At 36.4% G+C, this 21129-nt stretch carries 18 protein-coding genes; 8 read left to right on the top strand and 10 right to left on the bottom strand.

The features are described from left to right. Positions 1-60: 60 nt before the first annotated feature. Entirely contained in the window at positions 61-1020 is a 960-nt protein-coding gene (locus A0F92_RS15285) for a sterol desaturase family protein (protein WP_068248266.1), read from the bottom strand. 126 nt (positions 1021-1146) lie between these two features. Here A0F92_RS15285 and A0F92_RS15280 point away from each other — a divergent pair, with 126 nt between their 5' ends. Then, positions 1147-1635 carry a YkgJ family cysteine cluster protein gene (locus tag A0F92_RS15280; protein WP_068248264.1) on the top strand — a complete coding sequence of 163 codons (489 nt, stop codon included), beginning with the start codon at positions 1147-1149 and terminating at the stop codon, positions 1633-1635. A 61-nt stretch (positions 1636-1696) separates the two neighbouring features. Here the strand turns inward: A0F92_RS15280 and A0F92_RS15275 are convergent, their stop codons facing one another. From A0F92_RS15275 to folK, 3 genes are read right to left on the bottom strand one after another with little or no spacing between them, the layout of a single operon-like run. Beyond that, entirely contained in the window at positions 1697-2944 is a 1248-nt protein-coding gene (locus A0F92_RS15275) for an MFS transporter (RefSeq protein ID WP_068248261.1), read from the bottom strand. Positions 2945-3002: 58 nt separating this feature from the next. Beyond that, positions 3003-3635, bottom strand: coding sequence for a deoxynucleoside kinase (locus A0F92_RS15270; protein WP_068248256.1), 633 nt, complete (start codon positions 3633-3635; stop codon positions 3003-3005). A 30-nt stretch (positions 3636-3665) separates the two neighbouring features. Continuing rightward, complete coding sequence (gene folK / locus A0F92_RS15265; protein WP_167517138.1) at positions 3666-4163, bottom strand: 2-amino-4-hydroxy-6-hydroxymethyldihydropteridine diphosphokinase; 498 nt, start codon at positions 4161-4163, stop codon at positions 3666-3668. 201 nt (positions 4164-4364) lie between these two features. On the opposite strand from folK, the gene A0F92_RS15260 reads away from it, so the two are divergent. Continuing rightward, complete coding sequence (locus tag A0F92_RS15260; RefSeq protein ID WP_068248253.1) at positions 4365-4730, top strand: cupin domain-containing protein; 366 nt, start codon at positions 4365-4367, stop codon at positions 4728-4730. 97 nt (positions 4731-4827) lie between these two features. Then, positions 4828-6297: a M28 family metallopeptidase gene (locus A0F92_RS15255; protein WP_068248251.1), complete on the top strand. Its 1470-nt coding sequence runs from the start codon at positions 4828-4830 to the stop codon at positions 6295-6297. Between the two features lie 33 nt (positions 6298-6330). Here A0F92_RS15255 and A0F92_RS15250 read toward each other — a convergent pair whose 3' ends face one another. Both A0F92_RS15250 and A0F92_RS15245 read right to left on the bottom strand, forming a co-directional pair. Continuing rightward, a complete protein-coding gene (locus tag A0F92_RS15250; RefSeq protein WP_068248248.1) occupies positions 6331-7209 on the bottom strand; it encodes a creatininase family protein in 879 nt (292 codons plus the stop codon). A 149-nt stretch (positions 7210-7358) separates the two neighbouring features. Then, positions 7359-7757: a DUF937 domain-containing protein gene (locus A0F92_RS15245; protein WP_068248245.1), complete on the bottom strand. Its 399-nt coding sequence runs from the start codon at positions 7755-7757 to the stop codon at positions 7359-7361. 331 nt (positions 7758-8088) lie between these two features. Here A0F92_RS15245 and A0F92_RS15240 point away from each other — a divergent pair, with 331 nt between their 5' ends. Next, on the top strand, positions 8089-9195 hold the full coding sequence (locus tag A0F92_RS15240) for an ABC transporter permease (protein ID WP_068248242.1): 1107 nt from the start codon (positions 8089-8091) through the stop codon (positions 9193-9195). Positions 9196-9202: 7 nt separating this feature from the next. Next, positions 9203-9697 carry an SRPBCC family protein gene (locus A0F92_RS15235; RefSeq protein ID WP_068248239.1) on the top strand — a complete coding sequence of 165 codons (495 nt, stop codon included), beginning with the start codon at positions 9203-9205 and terminating at the stop codon, positions 9695-9697. A 6-nt stretch (positions 9698-9703) separates the two neighbouring features. On the opposite strand, the gene A0F92_RS15230 is transcribed toward A0F92_RS15235, so the two are convergent. The 3 genes from A0F92_RS15230 to queG are packed head-to-tail and all read right to left on the bottom strand — an operon-like array spanning position 9704 to position 13183. Further along, positions 9704-10897, bottom strand: coding sequence for an anhydro-N-acetylmuramic acid kinase (locus A0F92_RS15230; protein WP_068248236.1), 1194 nt, complete (start codon positions 10895-10897; stop codon positions 9704-9706). Continuing rightward, positions 10890-12161, bottom strand: coding sequence for an adenosylmethionine--8-amino-7-oxononanoate transaminase (gene bioA, locus A0F92_RS15225; RefSeq protein ID WP_068248231.1), 1272 nt, complete (start codon positions 12159-12161; stop codon positions 10890-10892). The genes A0F92_RS15230 and bioA overlap by 8 nt, the downstream gene beginning before the upstream one ends. Before the next feature lie 59 nt (positions 12162-12220). Then, positions 12221-13183, bottom strand: a complete 963-nt coding sequence (queG, locus tag A0F92_RS15220) for a tRNA epoxyqueuosine(34) reductase QueG (protein ID WP_068248226.1) — start codon at positions 13181-13183, stop codon at positions 12221-12223. Positions 13184-13272: 89 nt separating this feature from the next. Between queG and A0F92_RS15215 the strand changes: the two genes are divergently transcribed. Together A0F92_RS15215 and A0F92_RS15210 are read left to right on the top strand one after the other, a co-directional pair. Then, the gene (locus A0F92_RS15215; protein ID WP_068248225.1) at positions 13273-15315 is read left to right on the top strand and encodes a transglutaminase domain-containing protein; all 2043 of its coding nucleotides are present in this window, start codon (positions 13273-13275) and stop codon (positions 15313-15315) included. Positions 15316-15379: 64 nt separating this feature from the next. Continuing rightward, complete coding sequence (locus A0F92_RS15210) at positions 15380-17278, top strand: DUF3857 domain-containing protein (RefSeq protein ID WP_167517137.1); 1899 nt, start codon at positions 15380-15382, stop codon at positions 17276-17278. Positions 17279-17287: 9 nt separating this feature from the next. Here A0F92_RS15210 and A0F92_RS15205 read toward each other — a convergent pair whose 3' ends face one another. Next, positions 17288-18334, bottom strand: coding sequence for a serine hydrolase domain-containing protein (locus tag A0F92_RS15205; RefSeq protein WP_167517136.1), 1047 nt, complete (start codon positions 18332-18334; stop codon positions 17288-17290). A gap of 138 nt (positions 18335-18472) precedes the next feature. Between A0F92_RS15205 and clpB the strand changes: the two genes are divergently transcribed. After that, entirely contained in the window at positions 18473-21070 is a 2598-nt protein-coding gene (clpB, locus tag A0F92_RS15200) for an ATP-dependent chaperone ClpB (protein ID WP_068248218.1), read from the top strand. Positions 21071-21129: the final 59 nt, after the last annotated feature.

Here is a 21129-nt window from a genome sequence, read left to right as displayed (position 1 = left end):
AAAGCAACAGTATTGTTTAATATTGGAACAGGTGTAAGGAAAGAAATAAGAATGGTTATTTTAAATGGTTTGCATCTGTAATTGGTCGGATTCCCCAGATTGAATAGAATTGGCTGGATCACCTGATTGCAGTGATTCCAACATCTGTAAATCTTTACTGGTTTGTCGGCTGCCATCATGGCTCCACCCAGGAGGGCCAAATAAATAGCCCATTCTTTGTTTAAAAGAAATATTTTTTTGAAGAACATCTTTGGCAATTTGAATCCATTCATGAAAAATAATGGTGAAAGCATTGGGTTTTTCGAGATTCTTGGTTAATCCGTAATGTATGGGCTGGTATTCATCGGTAGGCAATTCTTCCTGAAAAGTATTGAATAGTTTATCCCATATAATCAGGAACATCCCCATGTTTTTATCTAAGTATTTTGGGTTAGATCCATGATGTACTCTGTGGTGGGATGGGGTAACCATAAAATATTCTAACCAACCCATTTTGCCAATGAGTTCCGTATGCACAAAAATGCCCCATATCTGTGTAGCAGAATATATGAACAGAATATCAACCGGTTGAAAGCCTGCCATCGCTAAAGGAATGAAGTAAATAAAACGATACAGTGGTTGAAAAACGGATGAACGAAAACCAACCGTAAAATTCATTAACGGCGAACTATGGTGTGTTACATGAGTAGCCCAGAAAAACCGTATTTCATGGTCGAACCGATGCAGCCAATAATATAGAAAATCTTCTGCCAGCAGTAACATCAGCCAATATGTTAATCCATGTTTTTGCCATGTAAAAAATGCATGCAGAAAAAAATACTGCCAAATACCGATATAAATAAGCCTGAATACCAAATCAATTCCGCCATTCAACAGCATTAAATACACATTGGTTACGGTATCTTTAAACGTATATACTTTTTTATGTTGCAGGTGCGATAACATCAATTCTATACTAATGATGATGATATAGACAGGTGTTGACATTAAAATCAGCCATTGCTCCCTTAAACTGTCCATGCTGTTGAAAAGATTGAATATTATTGCAAAGTAAGGTCATAACTTGCATAATAAGTAATAACAAAGCCTTAATATATTGTTGAAATCGACAAATATTTTGTATTAAAAATTAATTTATATTATAGTATGAGTGGTGAAGTTTCTTTAGAAAACTGGCAAAAACAAAGCGCCGCCAATCAAAAAAAATACAAAAATTGGTTGCAACGTGTACAACGCAATAGGGTATTGAAAAAATTACCGGCTTTGCATGAGGAAGCATTTCGGCATATTGACTGTTTGTCGTGTGCACAATGTTGTAAAAATTATTCCCCCCGTTTTAAAACTCCGGATATCAAACGAATTAGTAAGCATCTTAAAATGAAAGAAAGTTTGTTTATAGACACATATCTTACGTTGGATGCGGAAGGGGATTATGTTGTACAGCAAACGCCTTGTCCGTTTTTAGTTGACAACAATGCCTGTTCTATTTATGAAATCCGGCCATCAGATTGTGCCCGGTTTCCCTATACGGATGAAGATGTATTGTTAAAAAGAGTGAACATAACTTTAAAGAATGCAGAATTTTGTCCGGCGGTGTTTTATGTACTTGAAAAATTAACGAATGAAAAATTTTAATTTGTAAAAATCAGCTTAAACAGGGTTTGAATAGTAGATAGAATTAGAATCGGGCGCTTTTTTAGTATTCCATTTTTCTTAAAACAGGCGATTTAAACCAGGTAACAGCTACTACCAGTAGCGTCATACATCCACCAAAAACAACTGAAGGCACTACGCCCATTAGTTTAGCCGCCATGCCACTCTCAAATTGTCCCAATTCATTGCTGGAGTTTACAAACATAGAACTAACGCTGAGCACCCTTCCGCGCATATTATCGGGTGTTTTTAATTGCATAATAGTTCCTCTTACAACTACACTAATGCCATCTACAATTCCTGAAATCAATAAGGCTACAAACGATAACCAGAAAATTTTAGATATTGCAAATACAATAATGCACATACCAAAAATACCCACGGCAATTAATAATTTTTTACCCTGTTGTTTTCTAAGCGGGAATAAAGTGAGTAAAATTACAATACAGATAGATCCTAAGTCGGAAGCGCCATTTAAAAATCCAAAGCCTTCAGGGCCCACTTTCAAAATGTCTCTGGCATAAACCGGAATCATGGCAACTGCGCCGCCAAAAAAAACGGCAAATAAATCGAGGGTAATAGCGCTCAGCAGTTCTTTGGTTCTGTAAACAAAATGCAGGCCTTCTTTTACACTTTCCCAGGTTTTTTTTTCGCCGCGTTCATTTAAAGGAGGTTTTGGTTTAAGAAAAAACAAAACCACCAGCGCAATACTCACTAAAACAATTACGGTTATTAACGTACCCGTATTGCCGAAACCAGCAATTAAAAATCCTGCGGAAGCGTGTCCCGTTACAGAAGCCGAAAGCCATGTTCCCTGGCTCCAAGTAGTGGCATTGGCAATAATTTTTTTAGGAACAATATGCCCCAACAAAGCACTAAAAGTAGGGCCGGTAAATGAACGGATAATGCCGGTACCGAATACAATGCCATAAATGCAAGCTGCAATAATGGTATTTTTTAAATGTATAGCCGTAAAATGTGTGGAAAGTATAGATAATAATATGGCTGCCAACATATACAAACCAATACAGGTAAGTAGTAATTTTCTTTTTTCACTAATGTCAATTATATGTCCGGCATACAATGCCAATGATACTGCAGGAATTACTTCAGACAAACCAATTAAACCAATGGCAATGGGTGCATTCGTTAATTCATATATCCACCAGCCCAGCAAAGTAGCCATCATGCGTAAACCCATGATAAAAGCAAAGCGCCCAATCATTAAATTTCTAAATTCTGGAATTCGCATCGATGCAAATGCATCGTGTGGTTGGTTTTCTTCCTCCATTCATTACATGAATTAAATTATCGTTCATACGAAAATAACATACAATGGTTTCCAAAAATCAGGGAAGTGAAAAAAAGTGTTGTCCTGCATCATATTCCCTGTCTAATGCATCAATAATTACCTGCAAATGAGCAGGATTGCCTAAAAAATCGGCATTGGAAACATCAATGAATAAGGTTTTAATATTATGTTGTTTAATGTATTGCGTATAGGTTTCCTGTAAATTGAATAAGTAACTATCGGGAATATTTTGTTCGAAACTGCGTTGTCTTTTTTTGATGTTTTGCTGTAGTTTGTTTACTGGGGCATGTAAGTATATCAACAAATCAGGAAAAGCAATTTGTTGCTGCATAATATCGAATAGCTTTTGATATAATCTGAATTCTTCATCCGGTAAATTCACTTTTGCGAATAACAAACATTTTGAAAACAAATAATCTGAAATGGTAATACTGCTAAATAAATCATGCGTATGCAGCATGGTTTTTAATTGTTTAAACCTTTCAGCCATGAAAAACAATTCTAATGGAAATGCAAATTTTGAAGGATCGGCATAAAATTTTTCCAGAAATGGATTGTCTGCAAATGCCTCTAAAATAATTCTGGCATTATAATGTTTGGCCAGCAAATGGGCAAGGGTGGTTTTGCCTGCACCTATATTTCCTTCAACTGTAATATAATGGTATTTCATTGAGCAGTAGCGATGGTTTGATGGGTAAAATTAAGTGTGATTTTCAATTTTTTCTACACGCAGGGTATCTGTACAGGCTTGTAACATTTCGGTGATGCTAAGTTGTGTTAATGGATGAATGATTTGCGGTGCTATTTCCTGCAAGGGCAATAAAACAAATTTGCGTTGTTGCATGGCCGGGTGAGGAACGGTTAATAGTGATGTATATATGATAAGGTTGTTGATGAGTAAAATATCTAAATCAATCGTTCTTTCTGCAAAACGTTTTGTTCTTTTTCTTCCTAATTGCAGCTCAATATCAAGCAATGTTTGCATTAATTGTTCAGGCAATAGTGAAGTGGTAATGGCAATTACCTGATTTAAATAGGGAGGTTGCTGTTCAACTCCCCAGGCTTCTGTTTCATAAATGGATGAAGCTGCGATTAATTGTCCGCATTGCTTTTCAATTTCATTGATGGCAGCATGTATGAATGCTATTCTGTTGCCCAAATTACTTCCCAATAAAATATATGCAGTTGTAGTTGCCATGATAACTTTCTTATTCAGAAATTTTTTGAAAACCCGAATAATTGGCGGCAATACTACAACAATTGTTTATGGGAAAATTATTTTTTTTCTTTTCATGTGTATGGTAATTAGCGTTTTATAATAAGAATTGACTGGCTGATAAACTATTCAAAATAATGCACCTTTTTTTGTATCTTTGATTCAAACAAAACTTCAATCAGTATGGTACCGCAATCTGTGAATGTTTCCGAAAAGTTAGCGTGTATAGATACCTATTGGAATCCTGCAATTGTGGGTCATTTAAATGGTCAGGATGTAAAATTGGTAAAATTTAAAGGTGCATTTACGTGGCATCACCATGATGATGAAGATGAGCTATTTTATGTAATAAAGGGTTCTTTTGTGATGGAATTTAGCGATAAAATAGTTTGTGTAAAGGAAGGTGAATTTATTATTGTACCCTGTGGTGTGGAGCACCGGCCCGTTGCAGAAGAAGAGGTTCATGTAATGCTGTTTGAACCTGCAGGCACATTGAATACCGGTAATGTTGTGAATGAATTTACACGAGCTACACTACGCAATATTTAGAATTTATTCAACTATTTGCAGGTGTTATGGTAATGTTTTGCTGCTATTCTAATATTCATATTTTAACTTTCTTTTATTCAACAACTGCAATACAGCTATGAAAAAAATTATCTTCTTTTGTTCCGGTGTGTTTTTTAGCTTACTAGCTTTCTCTCAGCAAAAAACAAATGTTTCGGTTTTGCCACCGGCATTAAAAGCCATTCATATTCAAGATTTAAAAAATAATTTATACACACTTGCAGGCGATGCATTTCGGGGTAGAAGGGCGGGTACATTAGATGAATTAAAAGCTGCGGCATGGGTAGCACTAAAAGCACAGGAAGCAGGTTTAGTACCCGGTGGTGATAATGGTACTTATTTTCAGTTTTTTAATTTATTGCGTGCAAGAATTGCAAATGAGAGCCAATTTGTTTTAAACGGACAACCCCTTACATTATGGAAAGAATATTGGCCAACCGTAGTGGCAGATACACATCTATCCGGAAATATTGTATGGCTTAACGCATATGCCGATACGGTACAATCCATCAAAGATAAAATTGTGGCGATGCAAATAGTAGCACCTAATCCGGTACCCGTAAAGGGAATGAGTTTGTGGGCATATAGATATACGTTACTGGCTTTACGCAATGCCGGTTTAATCATGCAACGGAATGGGGCTGCGGGGTTAATTGTTGTTGCCGATAGCACTGTAATGTCTTTATTACCGTTTATCAGTCATGCTTATCAAACAGGGCAATACCAAATTGAAGGCATGCAGCAAGCCAATACCGTTCGTAAACCATTTCAAATTATTTTGGTTACACCTTCTGTAGCTGTCGGTTTACAAGCGGCGAATGCAAATGCAGGCATTCAGCTAATTGCCGAGCATTTCACTTATCCATCGGTGAATGTAATTGGAAAGGTAAAAGGAACTGATCCTGTTTTAAATCAGCAATATGTTTTGTTCAGTGGCCATCACGATCATGATGGCGTTGGTAACCCCGTTGATAATGATTCTATTTGGAATGGAGCAGATGATAATGCCTCTGTAACTGTTGCCATGTTGGCTATTGCCAGAGCCTGGCATGAAAAGCCCGGAAAGCGATCTGCTTTATTTGTTTGGCATGGAGCCGAGGAGAGAGGTTTATTGGGCTCACGCTGGTATGCCAAACATCCCACTGTTCCCAAAAATGATATTGTTGCAGTATTAAATGGTGATATGATTGGAAGAAATGCATCTGATTCTGCCGCTTTATTGGGTACGCTGTTTCCGCATAAAAATTCAACAGAACTGGTAAATATGGCTATGAAAGCCAATGCGGCATTAACTCATTTCAAAGTTGATTTTTCGTGGGATGCAGCTACACATCCGGAAAACTGGTATTTCAGAAGTGATCATTTACCTTATGCACAAGAAGGCATACCTGCAATATTTTTTACTACTTTATTACATCCCGACTATCATACTCCAAAAGATGCGCCCAATCGAATTAATTATGAAAAATTATATAAAATGACCCAATGGATGTACGCTACAGGATGGATGGTAGCAGAATCAACTCATAAACCTGCGTTAGACAAATAATGATTAATTAATTGATAAAATGAATGGGCAGATTCACTTTCTTACCCGTTTATAAAATTCCTCCTGCAAAGGTAATGTGGTGGTATCTGCTTTAATAGCTTTAATGGCATTTGCCAACTGATTCACAACATGATTTACTAATAGTTCACCCAGTGCCGCTGTGGCTTTATCACCCTCGCCGGCATAATGATTCGGAAAATCAGCATACCACCAAATGGCCGTATACACATTAGGAATATGCCATCTGTTTAAATTTTTACCCGATTCATTTTTAGCGCTATCCATTTTCACGAGCTCCGGTCTTAAATATAAAAGTTCTGATGTTTCGCTTTCACCGGCATGCATATCCATATTGATGGGGGATTGATGTAAGGCTTTAAATTGTTGTAAGTAGGAACTATCGCTATGTGGTTCAAAAAAATAAACGGCATAGTTGTGAGGTTTCTCTAAACGTGCTTGTATAAAATAGCGAATTAATTCAGGATTGCCACCATGCCCATTGATGATGATGATTTTCTTAAATCCGTTACGTGCAATTTCATCACAGGTGGCTTCTAATAAATCCCATACTACGCGTTCTTTGAGGGCAAAAACACCAGGCTGATGCCGGGCTTCATTAATTTGGCCATAGAAATAATCCGGAAAAACAACAGCATATTCTTTTTTTGTGGCGCGGGATGCATATTCCCTTACCCGTATTAAATCAGACCCAATGGGTACATGCGGGCCATGTTTTTCTAAGATGCCAATGGGTAGAATACAAGTGTAGTTTGATTGTTGAAGTGCATTGTTCCAATCACTTGCAGTTAATTCATCCCAACGGGTAGGTAAAGCTTGTGCATGGCTTTTTTGTACAAGGATAAGGAGTAAAAAAAGAAAAATTTTAGCTGCGTTCAATAAATAATATTTCATTGCAATTATTTTATAATAAAAATAACTTAACCGTAAAACTGAATCATATGATTGTAAATTAGGGGCCGATATCTAAAACAATTTTTTTAAGTCATCAAAATCTACATCTCCATCTTTATCAAGCCCCAATTTTCTTCCAATAGCGTTAGCTATACCCCCCCCAAATTAGTATTACCCGATGTAAGGCTACTCAATATATTCTGAATACCGCCCGAATCATTTCCCATATTTTGAATGCTATTCAATACATTGGGTATTACACTGGCGGCAATGCCGGATGCAGCTTCACTTGATATACCAAATTTTTGCGTAATACTGCTAATAAAATTGCTTGAGATATTTTGAATGGCAGGATTGTTGGTTGATACATTGCCGCCTTGAAAAAGCGTATTCAATTCACCGCCAGATAACAGATTTTGCAATCCATTGGTAATGGAATGGCCGGCCTCCTGCATTACTGCTTCATTGTTTTCGTTGGGAACGGCCGGATTGTTTACAACAGCCTCCTGGGCATGTTGCTGAACCAATTGCAAGATTTGTTCAAACATAAGTTGTATTATTTGTTAGAATAGGCATTTAAAATACAACAATTTGGTCAATAATGCTCCTGTTAGCATTTATTTTGCCTTGACGTAATATTCAATATATTGTTGAAAATAGAATATATAGTCTGCATGAATGGTGTGGATAGATTGCATTAATTGTTGAAGGGGCAGGCTTAAGCCGTTTTATAACAGAAAAGGAAATACAAACGGATTGAATTTAAAATATTTGCTATAACATTTTTAATGATTTTTTAATAACACCTCAGTTGCCTGCAAAAGCCGGTTTTGCAGAAGATAAATAAACAAATAGCTTTGCTACACATTTAAAATTGATATGCCGAAAAAATATAATCAAATAACAGCCATGCTGGCCATTACTAAGGCCAGTTTAAGAGCTACCTTGCGTAGCCCTTCAGCCGTAGCGTTCAGCATTGGATTTCCATTGGTTTTTATTTTGGTTTTTGGTTTTTTAGGAAATGGCGGTGGCGTTTCGCTGAATGTGGTTATGGACAAAACTTCTGATACGGCCAATTTCATTTATCCTGCATTGAAAAACATCAGCAACTTAAAGTTTAAAGACAAAACGGATGAACAATTGAAAGAAGACTTGGAAAAAGGGCGCATTACGGCTATTATAAAAATTGAACATTCTAATAATCCGGCCATTCCTTATATCATCCAGTTAAAAAGCTCCGAATCGGTAAATCCTCAGAATATATCCATCTTAAAGCAAATTATTCAATCGGTTATAACGGGCATCAATCAAAAAATGTATCCCAATACACCTAGTATTGCTACCATTAATAATACGATTGATAAAATTCCCGGCAGAATTTACCGTACCATCGATTTTATACTACCGGGCCAATTGGGTTTTTCTTTATTAAGTTCAGGCGTGTTTGGAGTTGCTTTTTTGTTTTTTAACTTAAGGCAACAGTTAGTGTTGAAACGTTTTTTTGCCACACCCATTAAACGCTCTTATATTGTATTAGGCGAAGCATTGGGTAGAATTATATTTCAGTTAATTACTGCTGTAGTCATTATTGTAATAGGAAAAGTATTTTTTCATTTTACCCTGGTGCATGGCATAGTAACTTTCCTTAATATTATGCTGCTAAGTTTTTTGGCTTTAATCGTATTCATGGGTTTTGGTTTTATTGTAAGTGGTGTAGCCAAAAACGAAAGCACCATTCCTCCTTTTGCCAACATTTTTACATTACCTCAATTTTTATTAGCCGGCACCTTTTTCTCCATTGATAATTTTCCGGCATGGATGCAGCCTTTTTGTAATGCATTACCCTTAACGCAATTCAACAATGCCATGCGGTCAATTTCTTTCGAGGGCGCATCATTAATCAGTGTGTGGAAAGAGATTGGCATTTTAGCAATTTGGGGTATTTTAATTTACTATGTAGCCATTAAAACCTTTAAATGGGAATAACTGCATTATGCGATTCGTAAAACAAGCTTTTTTCAGTATTCTTTTTTTAGCAATATTGGTACAGGTAATAGCACTATTGTTTCCTGCACGTATTATTGTTTCAAGAGCCATTACCATTCATGCACCGGCTGATAGTTTAAGGCCGTATTTGCAAAACATGTATGGTTGGCAAAAATGGATTTCGGGTATGCAGGATACATCGGTACATGTGCTTTCACAAACTGAAGCAGAAATTGGAAATAGAACAGTGCTGATAGAAAAAGTTGTGCCCGATTCTGTTGTTTCTGTTTGGCGAAGTGCAAAAAATCATCTCTTAATTTCAACCATGCAAATCATACCTACATCTAACGGAGCATCTGCTGTAGTGCAATGGCAATATGAACAGTTTTTAAAATGGTATCCCTGGGAGCGATTTGGTTCTTTAATGAGTGATAAAATTATTGGCGGAATGTTAGAACAAAATCTGAATCGGCTTCAAATATTGGTTGAAAAGAAAAATTAATTTTGTTTAGGCAGGAAAACTGACTTTCCCCATTGTAATAGCAGGCTGACCTTCACCTAACGCCAACCCCTTTCCGCTAACACATTCATTACCCAATACTGCAAATAATACGGCTTCTTTTGCATCGGGATTAATGTTCAACTCCTGTGTATTTCTAAAAACCATATTGGATAATAAAGCCTTTAAATGATGCATGAGTAAAGGATTGTGCATGCCACCACCACTACAATAAATAACAGACGTTTTGTTGTGTGTACTTGCTTTTAAAATGGCTTCTGCTATAGTATCGGCCGTAAATTTGTTTAGGGTGGCCATTACATCTTCTTTTGTATAGTGCTGAATGCCGGAGCTTTCAATAGCCTGTTGCAAATAGGCCAGATTAAATAATTCCGGTCCAATTGTTTTGGGGAATTCGTTATTGAAGAAAGTATGATCTTTTAATGCTATTAAAAGTGCAGGAAGTATCTTTCCGTTTAACGCAACAGTGGCATTTTCATCGAAATATTTTCCCGGAAAATGATGTTGAATATAAGCATCCATCAGGGTATTACCCGGGCCGGTATCGGTACAAAAAACTTTTTGTACATCTAAATCTCCGGGCAAATAAGTAAAATTGGCTATGCCGCCAATATTCAGCATAATCCTGTTTTCATGTTTTTTGCTAAACAAAAAATAATCGCCATAAGCTGCTAAAGGGGCACCTTCACCACCTGCTGCAATATGTTTTTGCCGAAAATCGCTGATGGTAATAATGCCTGTTTTTACAGCCAAATGATCTCCATCGCCAATTTGCAGTGTGGCATTATTAAATGCTTCTAATCCATGTAATCGTTTTGGGGCATGGTAAATGGTTTGTCCATGACTGGCAATCAAATCAATATTTTTTGGATGAATGTTCCAGCCTGCAAGAGCTGCCAGAATTATTTTGGCATGTTCTTCTGCAATCCATTCATTTAGTATACATACTTTTTCTAAATCGGCATGGCGATTGCTGAAAACAGATTTTACTTCCGTTTTAAACTTTTGCGTGTATGGTACTGTTGTAAATTCCTGAATGGTTACAGATGTATTCAACCCATTGCCTTCACATGTGCAAACAGCAATATCCAAACCATCTAAGGAAGTGCCACTCATCAATCCTATAATTGTTTTGGATTGCTTTTGTGCGATATGATAAAGCTGCTCAATATTGCTATTCATAATGTTGCAGTATGTTTTTAATAACTGTGAAAACTATTCTTAACTCCTCATCTGTAATGCAATAGGGCGGCATCACATAAACGGTATTGCCCAATGGCCTTAAATAAACCCCTTGTTTTAATGCTGCTTGTGTTACAAATTGGCTCACATTGTTTAAGTACTCATCTTTTCCTAATTTTATTTCAAAGGCTATAATTGTGCCTAAAGTTCTAATGTTTTTGATGGGCGCTTTTAATTGTGCAAGTTCATTTGCAAAAATTGCTATTGATTTATAAATTTTCTCAATTGCAGTAACGGTATCGGGATGCTGTAGTAAATCCAAACTGGCTAAAGCTGCGGTACAGGCTAAGGGATTGGCAGTGAAGGAATGGCCATGGAAAAAAGTTTTGAGTGCATCATCCTGCATGAATGCATTATATATTTGTTGAGTGCAGGCAGTAACACCCAGTGCCATAGTGCCTCCTGTTAATCCTTTGCTCAAACAAATAATATCGGGTTTAACAGTTAAATATTCTGAAGCAAACATTTTACCTGTTCTGTAAAATCCCGTCATTACCTCATCTGCAATACAAATAATATTGTGGCTTTTTGCTGCTATCAGTAGTTGATTGAGTAAACCCGCATCATACATTCTTAATCCACCAGCTCCTTGAACCAAAGGCTCATAAATAAAAGCTGCTACTTCATGGGCATGTTGTTGTATAGTGGTAATAGATGAAGCAATGTTTTCTTGTGAAGGTGTATCCAAAAACATAACTTCAAACAGTAAGTCATGAAAAGCAAGTGTAAAAACACTACGATCGCTAACACTCATGGCCCCAAACGTATCGCCATGATAGGCGTTTTTAAAAGCGATAATTTTCTTTCTTTGGTGCTGTTGTTGGTTCCACCAAAATTGTATCGCCATTTTTAATGCCACTTCGGTTGAGGTGCTGCCATTATCGCTGTAAAAAATTTTAGCAAAGGGGCCGGGTAAAATTTCAAGCAATCTTTCTGCTAAACGAACTGCAGGTTCATGTGTAAAACCAGCAAAAATTACCTGCTCTAGCTGCAAAGCCTGCCGGTATAATTTTTCTGCAATATAGGGATGAGCATGGCCGTGTAAAGTAACCCACCAACTACTAATCGCATCAATATAGGCATTATCAGCTGCATCAAACAAAAGTGCTCCTTTCCCTTTCTTGATAGGGATGGGATCTAATCTGTTTTTTTGAGGTGTAAAAGGATGCCAGATTACTGCCGCATCGCGTTCAACTAAATTCATTACACAAAATTACGAGTATACAAAATATGGATATAAATACTTTAAGTAGGTAATGCTCATTAAGGTATGTTTGTATCATCAATAACTGTATCTGATAAAATGAAACGCAAGTTGCGTTGTATACCCTTGTATTTGCTTCTTTTTAAAGGGGAATGTTTAAATATCTGGTTGAATGCTGCTTCACTTAAGTGCATCCATTCCTGCGTACTTAATTCTAAAATTTCGGGAATAGGTAAAAATGCCGGCTCATTGTGCGGTTGACTGAAACTGTTCCAAGGGCATACTTCCTGACAAATATCACAGCCAAACATCCAGTTATTAAACTTCCCTTTTTGTGTTTCGGGTATCAGCATTTCTTTTAATTCAATGGTGTAATAAGCAATACATTGGCTGCCATTAATAGTTTTGTTGGGTAATATGGCATCGGTTGGACAGGAGTCTATACATTTGGTACAGGTACCGCAGTAATCTTTCGTCAATGGATTATCGTAATTCAGTTCTAAATCGGTAATTAAGGTGGCAATAAAATAAAAGGAACCGGCCTTTTGGTTAATTAAATTTCCATTTTTTCCAATCCAGCCCAAACCGCTTTTTTGAGCCCAGGCTCTTTCTAAAACCGGCGCTGAATCAACAAACCCTCTACCGGCAATGACACCAATGGTAGTTGAAAGGGTAGCCAAAAACTCATTCAGCTGTTGTTTAATAACCAGATGATAATCTCTGCCATAGGCATAACGGGCTATTTTAGGAGTATTGTTTTTTTGTTGTTGTGCAGGAAAATAATTCTTTAACAAAGTAATGACCGATTTGGCTCCAGGAACCAAGAGGCGTGGATCTGTTCTCAAGTCAAAATAATTTTCCATATATTTCATGGTTCCGTGCATGCCTTTATTCAACCAGACTTCTAATCTTCTGGCATCTTCTTCTAATTGTTCAGCCTTGGCAATACCACAAAAATCGAACCCCAGTTCTTGAGCTGTTTTTTTAATGATTTGTGTATTTCTATTGAGTGTGTGATTCAAAATTTTTTCTTAATTAAATGTTAATAGAATAAAAATTTTATGTATTATTGATATGCAAAAATAAAATTACACATCCTAAACTTTATTCCATGAAATGTTTTAGAATATTGCCGGTTTTATTTTTTTCTTTTTTGATGTTGATGGTTGCTGCACAGCAAAGAAGGGAGCAATTAAAATTTGGTAATGTTACTGCTGAAGATTTTATACCTAAACAATATAGCATAGACTCGGCTGCTGATGTAATTGATTTGTATGAAGCAGGTAGTTCGGTATATGAAGGGAATAACAACGGTTTTTTTTCTGTAATGTATGAACATCATTCCAGAATGCGGTTGCTGCACAAAAATGGTTTTGACGCTGCTTCTGTAATAATACCACTGTATATTTCTAAAGAGTATCAAACAAAGCTATTATCCATTGAAGCCTCCACCTTTAATTTAGAAAATGGGCAAGTGGTTGAAACCAAACTCGATAAAACTGCTGTATTTACTGAAGTAGAAAAAGATATTACCAGCTATAAATTCACTTTCCCAAATGTAAAAGAGGGGTCAATTATTGAATTCCACATTAAAATTAATTTGCCGGGTTATCGTTTTATGCCATCCTGGAATTTTCAAAAAAGATACCCGGTCTTATATAGTGAATATGAGGTGAAAGTACCTTATTTTTTTAATTATGCCATCATTAAACAAGGCCTGCAAAATTATTTTATTGATACAGGTACTGAAGTGCGGGAACGTTATTACATAAATGAAAAAGGAGGAAGCGCTTCAGAGTCAGGAACTACCATTGCCGTAAGTACACAGGCCACACAACATGTATGGGCAATGAAGGATGTGCCGGCATTTCAGCCACAAAAGTATATGACTTCCGCAGAAAATTATATCAGTTCCATCGATTTCCAATTATCAGAAATTCGCATGCCAGAGCAGGAAATAGAAAAAGTAGCACAAAGCTGGTACAAAATTTCTGAAAAATTGTTGCATGACCCTGACTTTGGTTTAGAGATGAATTACAGCAATACCTGGTTAAAAGATGATATAAAAACAGCTACGGCTAATGCTACAACCGAGCTTGAAAAAGCACAGGGTATATATTCTTTTGTGCGTGATCATTATTCATGCAATGATTATAGTTCAAGATTTTTGTCTGCCCCTTTAAAAAAAATTGCCCAATTCAAAAAAGGCAATGTTGCCGACATTAATATTTTATTAACCGCCATGTTAAAGCAGGCGGGGCTGGAAGCCTATCCTGTTATACTCAGCACCCGCAATCATGGAAAAGTTTTACAAAACTATCCGGTGATGAGAAAGTTTAATTATGTGATTACCTGTGTGTTTATTAATGATGCTTCATATTATTTAGATGCTACAAGGCCTAATTTAGGTTTTAATCATTTGCCGGAAGATTGTTATAATGGCTATGCACGGGTCATTAATGACAAGGATCCCTTACTCATAAGTTTTGATGCCGATTCGATAAAAGAATATCAGATGAATATTGTGCAAATACAACCAGATGTAGTCAATAAATCTATGAATGTTGTTTTTAATAAAAGCTTTGGCAATTTTGAATCGCAGGATGTGCGCAATGAAATAACCGCTACATCAATAGATGCATACACCAAAAAACTGCAACAACAATTCAATGTTCCGGTACAGATTAAAGATATGCATACCGATAATTTAAAAGATTTGGATGAACCACTAAAATTACAATATACAGCAGTTTTTAGCATGAATCCCAACGATGATTTGATTTACTTAAATCCGGTTTTACAGGATAGAATTACAGAAAACCCTTTTAAAGCCGAAAAAAGAACGTATCCGGTAGAAATACCTAACTGTATGAACAGTACCTATATTCTAGATATGGATGTGCCTGCGGGTTATTCGGTAGATGAATTGCCTAAATCGGCCCGGGTAAAATTGAACGAGCATGAAGGTAGTTTTGAATATTTAATTGTAAACAAAAATAACCATATACAAATGCGGTGCCGTTTGGCCATGAATAAGGCAAATTTTGAGCCGGATGAATATAGTACACTGCGCGATTTTTATGCTTTTATTGTTCAGAAAGAAAATGAGCAAATTGTTTTTAAAAAGAAAACAGGTACAACTCCTAAACCATAGCTTAAGGTATTGAAAAGTCTTTTTGTATGATATACATTCTTTAATCATATTCAATGCATTGGCAATGAAATTTTTATTCCTATTCTCTTTTTGTGTTTTTTGTATGAACAGTTATGCGCAATCTTTAGATGTGCATCTTATACCTGATTCAATTGCTGCCAATGCTAATGCCGTAGTGCGATATGATAATACAACGGTTACCATTGAAAGTGAAAACAAAGTAATGGTGCGTCATAATTATGCTATTACAGTTTTTAATGAAAAAGGAGATGATTATGGTATCTATTCCAATACTTACGACCAGTTTAATTCATTAAGTGATATTTCAGGAACACTTTACGATGCTTTTGGAAAGAAGATAAGAACCATCAGGAAAAAAGATTTGGATGATGCACCCGTCAATGATAACATGAGCCTGATCATGGATGCTCGCAGGAAATCGTATAATTTTTATTATCGTTCATATCCTTATACCGTTGTGTTTAATGATGAGGAAGTACATAGTCAATCCTTTCGATTACCTTATTGGCAACCTATACTTGGTGCAGGAATTGGTATACAGCAAAGCAGTTTTAAGGTAACCTTTCCATCACAATTTCCCATTAATTATAAAGCATTACAAACAGGAGCCGTACTTTTTGATTCAATAATTGTAAACAATAGTAAAACCTATACCTGGCAGCTTAATTTTCAAAACGCCATTCAGCGTGAGCCATATCAATCCAACATATACCAGACCGATCCGTTTGTTTTAATAACAGTACCTAAGTTTCAAATACAAAACTATACCGGTAGTATGCAAAGCTGGCAAATGTTTGGAAAATTTATCAATCAATTGAACCAGGGGCGTGATGTATTACCTGATCAAGTAAAAAATGAAGTACACCTATTAACCGATACTGTTCAATCGCGTAATCAGAAAATATTTGCCTTGTATCATTACCTTCAAAAAAATACACGATACATCAACATTGTATTAGGAATAGGAGGCTGGCAACCTTTTGATTGTAAATATGTAGCCGATAACAAATATGGCGATTGTAAAGCACTTTCAAATTTTATGGTAGCGCTTTTAAAAGAAGCAGGTATAAAAGCCTATTATGTACTCATCAGTGCAACGGACAGGCATTTGCCTATGTGGAAAGATTTCCCCTGTGGTTATTTTAATCATGCCACTGTATGTGTGCCTAATGGGCAAGATTCTATTTGGTTAGAGTGTACCGATGCAACCGTTTCGCCAGGATATGCAGGCCATTTTACTGATGACAGGGATGCATTGCTGATTACTGATTCGGGTGGCGTAATAGTACATACTCCGGTGTATACTATAAAAGATAATCAGCAAAACCGGGTTGTACATGCAACTGTAGATGAAAACGGAAATATGCATGCACAGGTACAAACCCGTTATACCGGTCAGGCAACTGACGATGTGCACAATCTCTTAGATGTGGGTAGCCCCGAAAAAATACAAAAATATTATAATCAAAATTTTGATTTAACCACGTACACGGTACAACATATTCAATTAAACGAACAAAAAGGAATCATTCCGGTGGTTCAGGAAAATTTTGATATAGTTGTAAACGGATTAGCTGCAGTTACCAGTAAAAGGATTTTTTTAAAGCCGAATATTTTTAATAAATGGGAAGTAAAACTATTACCGGACGAAACAAGGAAATATCCCATTGTATTGAAACAGAATTTTTTACAAACTGATACCGTTTTTATTACAATACCTAATGGTTATGAAATAGAATTTATGCCAAAACCTCAAAATATACATTCGCTTTTTGGTGATTATGCCATTCGGTTTAGTTTTACAAATAATGAATTAGAAGTTGATAGATATCAAACCGGTGTAAAAGAAGAATTACCTGCAGAAACTTATGCAAAATTGGTTGAATTTTATAATGCAATTTATCTCTATGATCGCTCACAAGTGGTGCTGAAAAAGAAATAAAAATTTTGTTTATTCGCAACTGCCGGGTATTACTGTATCAATCGTTTTTTTGAAATCTACATACCATTCTTTTTGCTGTTCTCCCGCATTGCTTTTTTCAAAAATCAATGCTGCATAATTGTGGCAACGATCAATCCATGGATAACAACCCGTTGCACCTGGCGATGCCATGGCAGTTCTAATGCCCTGTGCATTAACGCCAATTATCCAGGCACCTAATCCATAATTATATCCGGTGGCAATAGCCGGTGCATATTGAATCATAGACAAATTGGTTTCCGCTTTCTCCATTTCTTCTATGGCTTTTTCACTCAAAATTCTTCTATTATTGAAAACCCCATTATTTAATAGCATGGCCAAAAAGTTCATGTAATCAGCAGCGGTAGTAACAGCCCCATCCGATGGATTTACGGCACGATTACTATAAAAAGACGAATTGCGCATATTCAGCGGCCTGAAAATTCTCTCCGCCATTAATTGGTCAAATTGCTTTTTGCTAATCACTTCTACAACACGGGCAGCAATGTTTAACCCAATATTAGAGTATCGAAATGCTACACCAGGGTTATCCTGAATTTCCCGTTTCGATGCAAATGCATTTACTTCTTCTTCTAAAGTGACGTATTTGTTTTTTTGTAACACACCTACAATCCCGGGTGGCGATTGAATGCCTGTTAAATGGCTTAAGCATTGCCGAATGGTAATATAGGCTTTCCCATAAGTGGCAAAAATGGGTAAGTAATTACTTACTTTATCATCTAAACTCAGTTTTCCCTGTTCAACAAAAGTCATTACCAAAGCTGCTGTAAGCCATTTGCTACTGCCTGCTATAGGTATTTGTGTATTGGTTTTTATGTCGCCCTCTTCCTGCTTAAAAACAATTTTTCCTTCCTTATATACCATACAAACATAGTTCTTGCCCAACTCTTTTTTAGCGGCTGTTAACTGTTGTTGCAATGACACAAAATTGTATTGCCCATAACTTACCTGAAAGAATAGCAGTATGCCAATAACAAGACTGACTTTACAGCAGGTTTTAACGTTTTTTACCGACATATTTTCCATATTTTATGGTTGGATTATGATTTGTGAATATAAAGAAAACTATAAACGATACTGGTAAATAGTTTATAGGTTTAACTTTTTAAAAAATGGGTTTGTCCATTTTCGAACTTAAACATAAAATTTGAAGATATGAATTTGAATAATTATACTATTAAAGCACAAGAAACTATTCAGGCGGCACAACAGTTAGCTTATAATGCGGGTAATCCGAATATTGAAACCAATCATTTATTAAAATCACTGCTGACAGATGAAGACAGTTCTATTACTTATTTGTTAAAAAAAAATAATGTAAATGTTTCTTTTGTCATTAATAAAACAGAAGAGAGCATAGCAAAATTACCAAAAGTACAGGGTGGTGAACCCGCACAGGCATTGGGTAGGGAATTGAACAATGCCCTGTTAAAAGCCAATGCATCCTTAAAGCAATTTGGAGATGAGTTTGTGAGTGTAGAACATTTGTTGCTGGGAATTTTGCAGGTGAATGATGATGCGGCTAAAATTTTAAAAGATGCCGGATTAACTGAAAAAGGATTTATTGCTGCCGTAAAAGAGTTGCGGAAAGGTGCAACCATTTCCTCTCAAACACAATCGCAACAATACAACACACTTCAGAAATATGCTAAAAATTTAAATGAATTAGCTAGCAATGGAAAATTAGATCCTGTTATTGGAAGAGATGAAGAAATTAGAAGAACCCTGCATATTTTATCGCGCCGTTCAAAAAACAATCCCATATTGGTGGGCGAGCCGGGAGTTGGTAAAACAGCCATTGCTGAAGGTTTGGCCATGCGTATTGTAAATGGCGATGTGCCCGAAAATCTAAAAAGCAAAATTATTTATGCTTTAGACATGGGGCAGTTAATTGCCGGTGCAAAATATAAAGGCGAGTTTGAAGAAAGGTTAAAAGGTGTTGTGAAAGAAGTGGCTGAAAGTGATGGTGAAATTATTTTGTTTATTGATGAAATTCATACCCTTATTGGCGCCGGTGGAGGAGAAGGAGCCATGGATGCGGCCAATATTTTAAAACCTGCTTTAGCTCGTGGCGAATTAAGAGCCATTGGTGCAACCACTTTAAATGAATATCAAAAATATTTTGAAAAAGATAAGGCTTTGGAACGTCGTTTCCAAAAAGTAATGGTAGATGAACCCTCTGTTGAAGATGCTGTTTCTATTTTACGAGGCATCAAAGACAGATATGAAACACACCACCATGTTCGCATTAAAGATGAAGCTATTATTGCAGCAGTCGAATTATCGAACCGGTACATAACCGATCGCTTTTTGCCCGATAAAGCCATTGATTTAATTGATGAGAGTGCCGCTAAACTTAGGCTGGAAATGAATTCTATGCCGGAAGAGTTAGATAAATTAGAAAGAAACATACGCCAGTTAGAAATTGAAAGAGAAGCCATTAAACGTGAAGATGATGAAGCGAAACTAAAAGAATTGAATCAGGAAATTTCGGTGTTGAGTGTTGAACGCGATACCTTAAAAGCTAAGTGGGAACAGGAAAAGGAAATTGTTGAAAAAATACAAAATGCCAAAGCAGCTATTGAATCATTGAAATTAGAAGCTGAACGTGCTGAACGGGAAGGCGATTATGGTAAAGTAGCCGAAATAAGGTATGGAAAAATCAAAGAAATGGAAGCACAAATTGTGCAATTAACCAAAGAACTGGATGAGGTATCACCCGAAAAGCGTTTATTAAAAGAAGAAGTAGATGCAGAAGATATTGCAGAGTCTGTAGCCAAGGCAACCGGAATTCCATTAACTAAAATGCTGCAAAGTGAGCGAGAAAAATTATTAAATTTAGAAGATGAGTTGCATAAACGAGTTGTTGGTCAGGATGAAGCCATTACTGCCGTTGCCGATGCCATTAGAAGAAGTCGTGCCGGATTACAGGATCCTAAAAAGCCCATTGGTTCATTTATTTTTCTGGGTACAACCGGTGTTGGTAAAACAGAATTAGCCAAAGCATTGGCCGATTATTTGTTTGATGATGAAAACATGATGACCCGGATTGATATGAGTGAGTATCAGGAAAAGCATACCGTATCTCGTTTAGTGGGTGCACCTCCGGGTTATGTTGGATACGACGAAGGAGGGCAACTAACTGAAGCTGTACGGCGTAAGCCCTATTCCGTTGTGTTGTTAGATGAAATTGAAAAGGCGCATCCCGATGTGTTTAATGTATTGTTACAGGTGTTAGATGATGGCCGGTTAACCGATAACAAAGGCCATACCGTTAATTTTAAAAATACCATCATCATCATGACTAGTAACATGGGTAGCCAAATTATTCAGGATGCTTTTGAAAATGTAAACGAAAAAAATAAAGAGGAAGTTGTTGAAAAAGCAAAAGTGGAAGTATTAAATCTATTGAAGCAAACCATTCGTCCTGAATTTTTAAACAGGGTAGACGAGGTAATTATGTTCCAGCCGTTAATGAAAGATGATATTAAAGGAATTGTAAACATACAGTTAAAGAATGTACAGGATTTGGTAGCTGCCAATGGAATACATATTGATTTTAGTGATTATTTGATTGATTATCTGGCTGAAAATGGGTTTGATCCTCAATTTGGGGCAAGACCTTTAAAACGCTTAATTCAAAAGGCTATTGTGAACCAATTGAGCAAGAAAATATTGGCCGGTGAAGTGGATAAATTAAAGCCGGTATTAGTAGATGTATTTGATGGGGTAGTTGTATTTAGAAACGAGTAGTTGTAATAAAGAAAAACACTATTTGATTGTTTTTGCGTTAATTATGCTACTTTGCGCCC

It is taken from the genome of Hydrotalea flava (genome assembly GCF_001623405.1).
Lineage (GTDB): Bacteria > Bacteroidota > Bacteroidia > Chitinophagales > Chitinophagaceae > Hydrotalea > Hydrotalea flava.
This window is presented reverse-complemented; position numbering and strand designations above follow the sequence as displayed.